The sequence below is a fragment of the Desulfobotulus pelophilus genome (assembly GCF_026155325.1).
GTDB lineage: Bacteria > Desulfobacterota > Desulfobacteria > Desulfobacterales > ASO4-4 > Desulfobotulus > Desulfobotulus pelophilus.
The window spans coordinates 40,175-53,310 of the sequence record NZ_JAPFPW010000006.1 but is presented as its reverse complement, the minus strand read 5'-3'; the positions used below and the strand labels follow the sequence as shown (position 1 = coordinate 53,310).

General features: G+C 49.8%; 10 protein-coding genes. 8 read left to right on the top strand and 2 right to left on the bottom strand.

From position 1 onward, the window contains the following. Positions 1–636: 636 nt before the first annotated feature. From OOT00_RS06820 to OOT00_RS06810, 3 genes are all read left to right on the top strand, one after another. Positions 637–1,623, top strand: coding sequence for a type I phosphoribosyltransferase (locus OOT00_RS06820; protein WP_265424565.1), 987 nt, complete (start codon positions 637–639; stop codon positions 1,621–1,623). A 65-nt stretch (positions 1,624–1,688) separates the two neighbouring features. Further along, positions 1,689–2,948 carry a cytosine permease gene (gene codB / locus OOT00_RS06815; RefSeq protein ID WP_265424564.1) on the top strand — a complete coding sequence of 420 codons (1,260 nt, stop codon included), beginning with the start codon at positions 1,689–1,691 and terminating at the stop codon, positions 2,946–2,948. A gap of 10 nt (positions 2,949–2,958) precedes the next feature. Continuing rightward, complete coding sequence (locus tag OOT00_RS06810; protein ID WP_265424563.1) at positions 2,959–4,731, top strand: ARMT1-like domain-containing protein; 1,773 nt, start codon at positions 2,959–2,961, stop codon at positions 4,729–4,731. 7 nt (positions 4,732–4,738) lie between these two features. On the opposite strand, the gene OOT00_RS06805 is transcribed toward OOT00_RS06810, so the two are convergent. After that, a complete protein-coding gene (locus OOT00_RS06805; protein WP_265424562.1) occupies positions 4,739–5,416 on the bottom strand; it encodes a response regulator in 678 nt (225 codons plus the stop codon). 420 nt (positions 5,417–5,836) lie between these two features. On the opposite strand from OOT00_RS06805, the gene OOT00_RS06800 reads away from it, so the two are divergent. The 5 genes from OOT00_RS06800 (at position 5,837) to uvrC (ending at position 12,206) form a co-directional block, all read left to right on the top strand. Beyond that, positions 5,837–6,115, top strand: a complete 279-nt coding sequence (locus tag OOT00_RS06800; protein WP_265424561.1) for a hypothetical protein — start codon at positions 5,837–5,839, stop codon at positions 6,113–6,115. Positions 6,116–6,282: 167 nt separating this feature from the next. Next, positions 6,283–6,798, top strand: a complete 516-nt coding sequence (gene ispF / locus OOT00_RS06795; RefSeq protein ID WP_265424560.1) for a 2-C-methyl-D-erythritol 2,4-cyclodiphosphate synthase — start codon at positions 6,283–6,285, stop codon at positions 6,796–6,798. Positions 6,799–6,872: 74 nt separating this feature from the next. Next, on the top strand, positions 6,873–8,288 hold the full coding sequence (gene cysS, locus OOT00_RS06790; RefSeq protein WP_265424559.1) for a cysteine--tRNA ligase: 1,416 nt from the start codon (positions 6,873–6,875) through the stop codon (positions 8,286–8,288). Continuing rightward, positions 8,285–10,315, top strand: a complete 2,031-nt coding sequence (gene uvrB / locus OOT00_RS06785) for an excinuclease ABC subunit UvrB (RefSeq protein ID WP_265424558.1) — start codon at positions 8,285–8,287, stop codon at positions 10,313–10,315. Before cysS ends, uvrB begins: the two co-directional genes overlap by 4 nt. A gap of 13 nt (positions 10,316–10,328) precedes the next feature. Beyond that, positions 10,329–12,206, top strand: coding sequence for an excinuclease ABC subunit UvrC (gene uvrC / locus OOT00_RS06780; RefSeq protein WP_265424557.1), 1,878 nt, complete (start codon positions 10,329–10,331; stop codon positions 12,204–12,206). Between the two features lie 134 nt (positions 12,207–12,340). Here the strand turns inward: uvrC and OOT00_RS06775 are convergent, their stop codons facing one another. Continuing rightward, positions 12,341–13,102, bottom strand: coding sequence for an SDR family oxidoreductase (locus OOT00_RS06775; protein ID WP_265424556.1), 762 nt, complete (start codon positions 13,100–13,102; stop codon positions 12,341–12,343). Between the last annotated feature and the right edge of the window lie 34 nt (positions 13,103–13,136).

Genomic DNA, 13,136 nt, shown 5'->3' with positions numbered 1-13,136 from the left:
TCATGCCACCAATGGCGACGAAACGAACAGGCTGCTCAATTGGATTGACGGGAATCGGTGAAAAAAAATGTATGATGGACTGGCAAAAACCAGAAAACCGTCCGCCTCACAAACCCACCATACGGATATTTTTGAACGGAACCTCCCCATGGCAAACGTCAGGGGGGGTATAAGACGACTTTCGGTAAAACTCCTTAAAATGAGAACTGACGAGGGCATCAATTTATCGGACGGGGCCATGAGGCTGACCGGAATAGGGTAAAAAAATCTGGATCATGGGTACCCTTTTTAGTGCAATGTATCTGTTACTTTCAGCAATGTCTTTTTGTGTGTTTGTTGTGAGGTCTCTGGCATAGGGTGTTTCCGGCACAGGCAGGTTCCGGATGTTGCACGTGGTTGGTTGTAACTGGAGTGACGAAGAAAAATGGCCTGGGTTCCTTTGTCAGGCAGCTGCGGTCATTGCCAAAGCTAAACTGTACGGAAGGTGTTCCTTCTATGTGCTTTCAAAACAAATGGCAGGGCTTGACAGTGAAGTTTCCTCCCATTAAAAGACATAAGTTTTTCGGGCAAAGCCCGGACAGATGGTTAATCATCCCGCCTTTGCGGGTTTTTTTGTGTCTTGCCAAGGAGAAATCCATGAGTTACCCCAAGAGTGAATTGCCGGACTGTGTATTGTATCCCCTGGAAGCGGAGCAGAGTACCGGCTTTCAGAAACTGATTGCATCCACTCCTGAAACCCGATCCATCTGCAATGATACGGCTGTCATGGGAATCCGATATACCCGCAACCTGGAAAAAGCCTGTTCCCGCATTCTCACGGCTTTACAGGCTCAAAAGGAACTCCGCATTGAGGAAAATGAAACACTGGTTCTCCATATCCTCCGTGGCGGGCTGAATTTTGGACTCAGAGAGGCCCTTTTTTCTGCCTTCGGATGGAATCGCCATGGTGCTTCTTTCATTAGTGCCCAGCGGGCGAGGGTGGATGATGACCCTGAGCATTGGCATATTATTGAAAGTGAATACAGCAAGGTGTACATGCCCAGGGTTGCCAGCATTGTGATCGGAGATGTGGTTGCCACGGGAACGAGCCTTGAACATGCCATGCAGGCTCTCATTCAGGAAGCCATCAAGCAGGGGACCTGTCTCCGTTCCATTTTGTTTTTTACCTTTGGCGGCGTGCGTGCGGAGGAAATTCTGGAAAAAACCCACCGCATGTGTCGTGACCGGTTTCAAGATTATGAAAAAACCACGCTTATCTATCTGGAAGGCCGGTTTACGGTCCCTTCGGCCGAAACGCCTCTTTCCATCAAGCTGACAGGAACGGATCTTTTGCGGTGGCAGGCTCAGATGGCCCCTGAATTTATTGCTTCCCAGTATGAGCATCCGGCCTTTCCGCTTCAGCGCTGCGCTATTTATGATGCCGGATCCAGAGCTTTCTGGACGCCAGAATATGTGGAAGACGTGAAGGGATACTGGAAAGCCTGTCTGAACCTTGCCCAATCCGGAAAAACGTTCAATGATTTTCTGGAAGAACGCTTTCCAGGGCTGGATGCGGAACCTTTTGGGAATGTTGATATTGTTTCTTTGTGCCGTGAAGAGATGAGGCGTATGGAAGCCTTATAGGCTGACTGCGGGGGCTGGCCCTGACAGGCATGCCATTCAGATAATGCGAAAATATGGAAGAGTCCATGGAAAATCCTATGCAGAAAGATAACGATTTTGCCCTCGCCCATGTGGCCGATTCCCACAGGAAAGGCTTCTGGTCCATGCTTGTGGTCATGATGGGCTTCACCTTTTTTTCCGCCAGCATGTGGGCTGGAGGAAAGCTGGGCACAGGCCTTGGCGCATGGGAGTTTTTTCTTGCCGTGATGACGGGCAACCTCCTTCTCGGAGCCTATACTGCCCTGCTGGCTGCCATTGCCGCCCGCACGGGGCTATCCACCCACCTTCTTGCCCGTTATTCTTTTGGAGAAAAAGGTTCCTTTCTGCCGTCCTTTCTGCTTGCCGTCACTCAGGTCGGATGGTTTGGGGTAGGGGTTGCCATGTTTGCCCTTCCTGTCCAGAAAGTGACGGGGTGGAATCTTCATCTCATTATTCTTGTTTCCGGCATGATTATGACCTTTACCGCATGGTTTGGCATGCGTGCGCTGACAGTTTTGAGCTTCGTGGCCGTGCCGGCCATTGCCGTCCTCGGCTTTTTTTCCGTTGGAAAAGCCTTTACGGATTTCGGTGGCATGGAAGGATGGCTGGGACTCGTGCCTGCCGAACCCATGACTCTTTTTGCGGCCATTGGAATCTGTGTGGCTTCTTTTATCAGCGGAGGAACCCTGACACCGGACTTCACCCGTTTTGCCCGATCAACCAAAATAGCTGTGATCACAACCCTGATCGCTTTTTTTCTTGGCAACAGCCTGATGTTTCTTTTCGGAGCCGTTGGTGCGGCCTTCTACCAGCAAGCCGACATAGCCGATGTGCTGATGCAGCAGGGAATGATTGTCTGGGCGATGGTAATCCTTGGCCTCAATATCTGGACGACCAATGACAATGCCCTTTATGCTTCAGGGCTGGGTTTATCCAATATCACCCGTTGGCCCAAAAAAATACTTGTTCTGATCAATGGAGCCGTGGGTACTCTCATGGCTCTTTATCTTTACAATAATTTTGTTGGCTGGCTGTCGTTTCTGAATACCATGCTGCCCGCCATAGGTGGGGTTCTCATTGCAGATTATTATATGGTAAGAAAAGCGAGCTACGAAAGGCTCGAAAAAAGCTCCTTTGTCACTATCCGGCCCGTAGCTGTTCTGGCTTGGACAGCGGGTGTTCTGGCTGCCCGCTATATTCCCGGTATAGCACCTCTGAACAGTGTGGTCTGCGCCATGGCCGTTTATGTGGCGGGGACATCCATGATTGCAGCCTTTTCTCCATCCACTCAACCCAAAAGTCTATAGGTAATTCCCGATGATTCCTCCAAACAGGCAAAATAACGTAGATGCCGTAGAAAGCGGAGAAAAAAAGGCGTGGGAAGCAGCCTTTTACATTGAAAATCACTTGGATCATGCTGCCTATCCGGAAGAAGTGGCCGCGCCGGAACAGGTCGGGTTCATGGTCCACCTTCTCCCGGATCAGCGTTACTACCCCTGCTCTGAGGAGATGTATCAGGCTATCATGGGCAAACAGCAGTCCGTTTTTTTGCAACAGCGTTACCGTGAGGTGCTGGATCGGATACTGGAAGTGGTGGATGTCTTCATTGAAAATGAATCAGACAGAGAATTTCTCAAAGCCCTCCTTCAGATTAAGTTTCGCCATGAAACCCGTGATGAACTGATGATTCCCTCCCGTCTGGAAAAACGTCTCTTCCGGATTTTTCTCAACCAGACCAATATCGTTGATCCCTATCTGCACGAAAAACGACAGCGCAATGACAAAGCAGCTCAAGCTCTGAAGTCCCAGGCCTTTCGAGATGCCTTTGACTATGTTGATCTTTCTTCCATGAAAAAAGTGCCGGTTTCCCTTGGCAAAATCCGTGACAACCTGAACACACTGGAACTGCAACGGCTCTTTCTCCTCACGGGGGCAAAGGATTTATGGCTGAACAGTGGGGACTTGCTGCCGGATTGCCATGCCTTTCTTGATATTTTTTCCCAAAGTCTCAGAGGGGATGTGGAGGCTCTTTTCTGTTTTCTGGGAATTCGGGGAGAACCCTTTCGCTGTTCTGACGGTGAGGAGCGAAAAAAAATTCTCTGGCTGGCGGATGAAGCCGGAGAGGTTCTGATGGATCTGAAAATTATTCGATATCTTGCCCGTCTGGGTCATAAAATTGTGGTCAGTTTTAAAGGCGAACCGATTTTTACCAAGGTGGATTTTGCGGATGTGATGGAAGACAGTACTCTGCAGGAGGCCTTGGATGGTGCCCGCATCGTGGCCGACCCGGAGATCAGCAAAAATGCCCTGGTTGAAATTTTACGAAAAGAAGAAAATATTGTTGTCATTTCCGATGGTACCCGGGAAAATGTCAACCTTCTGCTGGCCTGCACTACCTTTGCCAGGGTTTTTAAAGAAACGGATGCGGTTATTTCCAGGGGGGCAGAGCAGAAACGTCGTTTTTTTGATACCCGCTTTGAGTTTACAAGACCCGTTTTCAATATATCGACCCAGGAAGACGGGAGCGTTGAGATTCTCCATAAGCCAGCCCATCCTGATGTCATCCGATTTTCCCACTTTGATCTGGAGCGCAAAGCGAAAAAAATCATTGCCCAGATGAAAAAAGCCCGTGAAAACGGCATGGCTGTGATGTTTTACAGCGGGATTATCGGTTCCATACCCGGTAAAATTGATGAAGCCAAGCGCATTATGACAGTTTTTATTGATTATCTCCGCAGTCGTTTTGCCCGCACCTTTATCATCAATCCGTCACAGTATTACGAGCCCGGCATGGACGCCGATGATCTCATGTATATGTGGGAAATTGTACAGCGTTGTGGATATATTGACATCTGGCGGTTTCAGACCTACGAGGACATAGCCGAAACCTTCACCATTTTAGGTGAAAAAGTACCTCCGGAGTGGGTAGGTAAGGATGCTACGTATTCTACGGGCTGTACAAAAGAAATGCAGATTGCCATGGATGTTCTTGCCGCTGACCCGGAAATGCAGCTGATCGGTCCGCCAGCGGAAAAATTTATGCGGAGAAGGGATTACGGGGTAGGGAAAATGCATGATAAAAATCTATGATTACAGCCTATTCCTTCCAGAGATCCACGTCAATCAGGCCCAGGCGGGCCGCATAACGAACTAAATCCATTGTGGAGTGGACATTCAGTTTTTTCATTATGTTGGCCCGGTGATTCTCCACGGTTTTCGGGCTGATATAAAGGCGGTCCCCAATATCTCTTGGACTGCTCCCCTCGGCCAGAAGCCGCATGACTTCCTGTTCTCTTGGAGTGAGGGAACCGTATTCAGAATCGGTAATTTTGGCTTCTTTGACGGGAAACTGCATCAGTTTTTCCACCACCTGATGGGAAATCGCGCTGTCGAGGTAATAATCCCCCCGCATGGCTGTTTCAATACCCTGAAGCAGACGATCCGATGCGGAATCTTTTGCTATATAGCCAATGGCTCCAGCCTGAAAGGCCTCTGCGATATAATCAATTTTGGCATGCATGGATACGATAATAATACGGAGGGAAAGGGAGGCTGCTGTCAGATCTCGGGTGAGTTGAATACCGTTAATGTCGGGCAGGGATATATCGACAATAACCAGATCAGGCTTCAGTTCCCTTGCCATGCGCAATCCGTCCTTGCCAGAACCGGCTTCGCCGACAAGCTCAAAAGCCTTGTTTTTTACTATAATGGATTTAAGCCCCTCTCTGAAAAGAGGATGGTCATCAATGATCAGAATACGAATATTTTCTTTCAAAAAAAACTCCCCATTTGTTGCTATTCAGATCCAGGCCCCGGGAAAAAAGTCCAGATACCATTGCTTTCCCCGGGGAGGGAGAACAGTCGCAGCAGTCATTGGTATTGCACAATGTGCATTTGATGTAACACAACTGGCTGCCTTTTCAATATTAAATCTTGATCATTTGTGTTTTTTCTGCTTTTGTGTGCCGGTTTCTGCAGCGGTCATGTCTTCATGCTGCATTTGAAACCATTCTTTTTCCCCTGTGCTCGATGCGAAACGGGAAAATATCCCGGGAAAATAAAGTTGTTTCCCTATGGACATCCTGGAACACTTCTGAAATATGAAACCATAGAGCATGAAATGTTTTTTTGAATAAACAGCGTTTCAAACCGAGTGCCGCGATAGAGTGGCCATATTACCGAAGGGAGGTTGCCTGTGATTTCTCCTGCTGTTGCCAATTCTGCTGACATTTGTGCCACCCTCCTCATGCGCCTGACTGGCCAGGGGCTGGAACCCGGAGATGTGCACCGCCTTGTGAAGGATGTATACAATATCCTTCGGGGAGGTGGTGCGTTTACCCTTGCGGGAATCAACGATGCCCTGACCCGCATAGGATGGCATCCCCACATCATGGACACCGTATCTCTTGAACTCCTTATGGTCCTTCTGCAGAACGAATTTTCCATGAGTATCGAAACCCACACCGTGCATTGATTGCTGCTTTCCTGCTTTTTTTTGCTTCTGCTCTCAGAGAGTCTCTGATCGGTACTTTCCGGCATACCCTACAGTATAATTCATTTATTCCGTCTTTACGCCCTGTCACAGGAAAGGTATAAGCTACCTCCGTAGCAGGAACTCTAACCCTGTATATGGAGAAATGTATGCACCCGATGAATTTCCGAACAGGAATTGGTCATGATACTCACCGTTTTGTCGCTGGACGCCCCCTGATTCTCGGTGGTGAACACCTGGATTACCCCCTTGGCCTGCTGGGCCATTCCGATGCCGATGTGCTGACCCATGCCATATGTGACGCCTTGCTGGGCGCTGCGGGACTGGGAGATATAGGTGAACTGTTTCCCGATTCCGACCCGGCTTATGAAAATGTCTGCAGCATGGAGCTTCTTGAACAGACAGGAAATCTTCTTTTCAGGAAAAAGTTCCGTATTATCAATATTGATGCCATTCTTTTTGCCCAGGAACCTAAAATTTCTCCCCATAAAATAAAGATGAAGCGCAATCTGGCGAAAGCCCTTGGTCTTCATCCGGACAGAATCAATATTAAAGCAACGACAACCGAGGGCCTTGATGCCATTGGTAGAAAGGAAGGTATGGCCGCTACGGCCATGGTTCTTCTCTGGCGCGAAGTGGAAAGGATGGTTTGCAAGGCAGACTGAAATGATTATAATACGGCTTCCACAAAAGCTGAAGATGGCTTTTGATTACCAAATCCGCCGGAGAAAGAGTTTTTATGAGCTTACGCATATACAATACCCTGCACCGGAAAAAAGAAATTTTCACGCCCATGGAAAAGGGCAGGGTGCGTCTCTATGTATGTGGCCCGACTGTTTATGACTACAGCCATATCGGCCATGCCCGTTCCGTCATTTTTTTTGATGTGGTGGTACGGTATTTCCGCGTGAAAGGATATGAGGTTACCTATGTCCGCAATTTTACGGATGTGGACGACAAGATTATTCAGAAAGCCAATGAAACGGGATCGGATTCCGCCACCGTTTCCGAAACGTTTATACGGGCTTTCCATGAAGACATGGACCGTCTTCATGTCCTGAGACCGGATCTTGAGCCCAGAGCCACGGCACATATGTCGGACATTATTGATGTTGTGACTCTGCTGATCGAAAAAGGCCATGCCTATCCCGTGGACGGTGACGTGTACTTTTCCGTGGAAACCTTTGCGGACTACGGAAAACTATCCGGACGAAAACTGGAGGATATGGAAGCGGGTTCCCGTATTGCCGTGGATACCCGTAAAAAAAATCCCCACGATTTTGCCCTCTGGAAGGCCGCCAAGCCGGATGAACCCTTCTGGCAGAGCCCCTGGGGACCGGGCCGTCCGGGATGGCACATTGAGTGTACAGCCATGAGCTGCGTTCTGCTGGGTGCTTCTTTTGATATTCATGGCGGAGGTAAGGACCTTATTTTTCCCCATCATGAAAACGAGATTGCCCAGAGCGAGGCAGCCACGGGGCAGCCATTTGCAAGCTATTGGGTACACAATGGTTTTGTGAATATCAATCAGGAAAAAATGTCTAAATCCCTTGGTAACTTTCTTCGGGTCAGGGATGTGATTGAAACCTGGCATCCGGAAAGCGTCCGGCTTTTTCTCCTATCCAGTCATTACCGAAGTCCCATTGATTTTACGGACCAGTACCTGGATGAGGCGGCTCAAAACCTCGATAAACTCTATGCCCTTTTTCTGAGGGCCCATGCGTCCAATCTGACTCTACCGGATGGCCGGGGAGAATTGTGGCAGTCTTTCTGCGCAGCCATGGATGACGATTTTAATACGGCAAAAGCCATGGGGCTGATGTACGATGCCATCCGTTCCGCAAACCGGCTGATGGATGAAGGCAGCCCGAAATCTAACAGGCAGGCGGCTGCCCTGATAGCAGATTGCTACTCCATGGCAGATGTTTTCGGACTGGGGAATGAAGAAGCATCTGTTTATTTTGAGACCAAGAAAAAAAATGCCCTTTCTTCCACGGGCCTTGATGCCTCTGAGATAGATGCGCTGGTTCGGGAAAGAACAGAAGCGCGGAAGCATAAGGACTTCCATAAGGCCGATGCTGTGCGTCAGCAGCTGTTGGACATGGGCGTGGTTCTTGAGGATAAGCCGGAAGGGACCTTGTGGCGATTGGAATGAAAAAGGCAGAGGCAGCAGATTACGGAGACAGTGAATTTCGGCTTGTTTCTACTTTTGAACCCAAGGGAGATCAGCCTGCAGCCATTGACGTTTTGGTGAAGGGGATAGAAGAACAGGCCGCCCACCAGGTTTTACTGGGTGTTACCGGGTCGGGCAAAACCTTTACCATGGCCCATGTTATCGCCCGTATCGGTCGACCCGCCCTGATCATTGCGCCCAACAAAACTCTAGCAGCGCAGCTCTTTAATGAGTTCAGACAGCTTTTTCCTCACAATGCGGTAGAATATTTTGTCAGCTATTATGATTATTACCAGCCGGAAGCCTATATTCCATCCAGCGATACCTATATTGCCAAGGACTCGGCCATCAATGAGATGATCGATAAAATGCGCCATTCTGCCACCCGTTCCGTATTAACCCGGAGGGATGTCATTGTAGTAGCCAGTGTCTCCTGCATTTATGGTCTCGGTGCTCCGGAAGATTATCTGGCATTACGGGTTGAGCTGAGTGTTGGTGAGGAAAAGGGCCGGGATCGCCTCCTCCGGGATCTGACGGCCATGCAGTATTCCCGCAGTGATCTTGATTTCCACAGGGGTACCTTCCGGGTCAGGGGAGACAGGGTGGAAATTTTTCCTGCCTATGAGGAAGACCGGGCTGTCAGAGTGGAATTTTTCGGAGACGAGATTGAAGGGCTTTCAGAAATTGACCCCCTACGTGGTGAAATACTTCGGAAGATGAAAAAGACGGCCATTTTCCCAGGCAGCCATTATGTGACAGAAAAAACCACCCGCAAACGAGCCATGAAGGCTATTGAAGGGGAGCTGAAGGATCGGATTGAATTTTTTCGCCATGAAAACAAGTTGATCGAAGCCCAGCGAATTGAAGAAAGAACCCTCTACGACCTGGAAATGCTCTGTGAAATCGGCTACTGCAATGGGATAGAAAATTATTCCCGTCATCTGACAGGGCGCAATGCGGGTGAACCGCCGCCTACCCTTTTTGATTATTTTCCCGATGATATGCTGATTTTTTTTGATGAGTCTCACATAGCCGTACCTCAGGTAGGAGGCATGTATAAGGGAGATCGTTCCCGTAAGGAGACCCTGGTAAATTTCGGTTTCCGGCTTCCATCGGCTCTGGATAACCGGCCTTTGAAGTTCCATGAGTTTGAACAGAAGGCTGAACGGGTAATTTATGTTTCCGCCACTCCCGCAGACTATGAAATGGCAAAATCCGATGGAAGAGTGGTGGAACAGATTGTCCGTCCAACGGGACTGGTAGATCCCCTGATTGAGGTTCGCCCCGCAGCCCATCAGGTGGATGATCTGTATGATGAAATCCGGGACTGCCTGCAACGGGGAGCGAAGGTCCTTGTCACGACCCTGACCAAGCGTATGTCCGAGGATCTGACGGATTATTATACGGAGATGGGCCTGCGTGTCCGCTATCTTCACTCCGATATTTCTACCCTTGAGAGAATTGAAATTATTCAAGATCTTCGAATGGATCGTTTTGATGTTCTGGTGGGGATCAACCTTCTTCGGGAAGGACTGGATATACCGGAAGTGGCTCTGGTGGCTATTCTGGATGCGGATAAGGAAGGCTTCCTGCGTTCAGCCCGATCTCTCATTCAGACCTGCGGCAGAGCAGCCCGCAATGCCTTGGGCAAGGTGATTATGTATGCGGATCACCGGACTCGCTCCATGGAAAAATGCATTGAGGAAACCCAAAGACGCCGAGCCATCCAGCTGGCTTTCAACGAAGCCAATGGCATTACACCGAAAACCATTTCCAAGGCCATTGGATCCTTACTGATTTTTGGTGTGGCCGATGAAGATAATCCGGATATGGCCGCAGTAGCGGAAAAAGAACTTCCTTTTGAAGCAGGCAGAAAAGGGGCTGACCTTGCCGCTGTCATTGCAGGCATGGAGGCGGAAATGCAGGCAGCTTCCGAAGAGCTGGCCTTTGAAAGGGCTGCCAGACTGCGGGACAGAATCCGGGAGCTGAAGGGGATTCAGGATGTATAGGAAGCTTTAGCCCATGGATGAAAGTCAAAGTACCGAAGCAGACAGCCCTTCCTGGCAGATCCGTGAGAAGCTGGACCGCGTGGCTACCGGTCCGGGTGTCTATCTCATGAAGGATACGGACAAACGGATTCTCTATGTGGGAAAGGCGAAAAACCTGAAACGTAGGCTGGCATCCTATTTTCAGCGCATGGATCAGCATCCCGTAAAAACCGGGGTTCTTGTCCGTAAAATAACTGATTTTGATACCATCCTTACGGAGAGCGAGAATGAAGCACTGCTGCTCGAATCCACTCTGATCAAGCAGTATCGCCCCCGGTATAATATCATCCTGAAGGATGACAAACAGTATCCTTTTCTGAGACTGGACGTCTCTCACCCCTACCCAGGTCTTACCATAGTACGCAGAATGAAAAAGGATCATGCCCGCTACTTCGGCCCTTTTTCTTCGGGCAGTGCGGTACGGGAGACCCTGAAACTTGTGAACCGGACCTTTCGCCTCCGTACATGTAAAGATTCGGCCATGCGCAATCGTACCCGACCCTGTCTGAATTATCAGATGGGAGTCTGTCTCGGCGTTTGCTGTCACCCTCCGGATCCGCAGGTTTATGCAAAAAATGTGAAAGAAGCCATTTGGGTGCTGTTAGGCAAAGCACCGATTCTGGCAGCACGCTTGCGTAAACAGATGAAAGAAGCGGCAGCTGTACAGGATTTTGAAAGGGCTGCGGAAATACGGGATAAGCTGTTTGCTCTGGAAAAAACCATCAAGCGTCAGGTGGTGGTGGGAACGGATATGGTAGACCGGGATATTCTGGCACGGGCGGAAAAACCGGGAATGAGTCTTTTCACCTTGCTACAGGTTCGGGCTGGTCTTCTTGTGCATACGCGCCATTTCCCGTTCCGGGAAACCCTTGCCAGCCCTGCTGACCAGGTCAGCTCCTTTATCCGTCAGTACTATGCGGATATGCCTTACTTGCCCCGCGAGATCCTCATTCCGGAAGAAATCGAGGACAGGGATCTTCTGACAGAGGAACTGAGTACCGGAGGAGGTTCAAGACTGCGTATCATCAAACCCCTGCGTGGTGAAAAAGTCCGTATGCTGGAATGGGCGCAAAGTAATGCTGAAAAGGAACTGGAAGAACGAGTGGCCTTGCAACAGGGAGATGAAGCCGTTCTGCAGCGCCTCGGGGTACGGCTCGGAATGACCGTTCCTCCCCGGCGTATCGAGTGCTTCGATAATGCCAATATATCAGGTAAAAACCCCGTTACGGGAATGGTCGTTTTTGTGAATGGTAAAGCGGATCGGAGTCTGTACCGGAGGTATCGGATTCGCCATGTTCCGGAACAGGATGACTATGCCTATATGGATGAGACCCTGAGAAGACGCTTTGCTCCGGACAAGCTGGAGGGAGATCTTCCTGACCTCCTTCTTCTGGACGGAGGCAAGGGCCAGTTGAATGTGGCTGTTGACGTATTAAAGGACATGGGTATTTTCCATCGTTTTACCGTTGCTGCCATTGCTAAAATGGACCCGGAAAAAGGGGAAACCGAAGATAAGATTTTCCTTCCGGGTCGTATGAACTCCCTTTCATTTGCTAAAGATCCTGAGTCCCTGTTTCTCCTGATGCGGATTCGGGATGAGGCCCACAGAACAGCGGTTTCGTTTCATAGAAAGCAAAGAAAAAAAACCACCCTTCATTCCCGGATGGATGGGATTCCTGGAGTTGGTCCCAGACGAAAATCAGCCCTCCTTCAGCACTTTGGCAGCTTCCGGAAGCTAAGGACCGCTTCTTCGGAGGAGATTGCCGCTGTCCCCGGTTTCAGCCATGAAAGTGCGGCACGGGTGCATGCCTTTCTGCACAGTACGGATTTTATGGAAAACCGGATTTCCTGAACCATGGCAGGAAAGGTTTCTGGCATGGTTCATCAGGCCGGGTAAGGCACAGGGGATGAGACGAACAGCCCTGTGCCGCAAAAAAAGAACAGGACTGCTGATTGGGGTCTCTGGTGGCAGAACCAGCTTTGTGATCAGGCCAGCTGCCCTCCGTCACAGATGAGGGTTGTTCCCGTGGTAAAGCTTGAAGCTTCACTGACAAGATACAGCACGGCACCGGCCATTTCCTGGGGCTGAGCATATCGGCCCATGGGAATCTGTTTGACAGCATATTCACGAATGTCATCGTTCTGGATCAGAGCACCGGCGAATTTAGTGTCCGTAAGGCCTGGGAGAAGGGAATTGACCCGGATATTTCTTGCCGCCAGTTCCTTGGCAAAGGCCTTGGTCATGGAAATGACCGCTGCCTTGGAAATGGAATAGGCTCCCTGAAACAGGGCCGGGCTGACACCATTGACGGAAGCCACCGTGACCATCGTACCACCGCCATTTTTATCCATAATTTTTGCGGCAGCCTGCATAAGGAAAAAAGGCCCTTTCACGTTCACTTCCATAATTTTATCCCAGGCACCTTCATCCACACCAAAGAGATCCCCGAAATATGGGTTGGTTGCGGCATTGGCAACAAGGATATCCAGGCGTCCCATCTCTTTGTCAATGCGGTCCACGAGCTCACGGACGGCAGGAATCTGACCCATATGACAGGCCATGACCGTTGCCTGACCTCCTGCACTACGTATGTCGGCAGCAACTTCCTCCAGGGCTTCTGCTTTCCGGCTGGAAAGTACAACATGGGCACCATGGGCAGCCAGAGTTCTGGCTATGGATGCACCAATGCCCCGGCTTGCACCGGTAATCAGGGCAACTTTTTTTTCCAGGGAAAAAAGATTCTGCATGGGAACTCCTTCCGTGTAAAGTGGGTTGAAACAG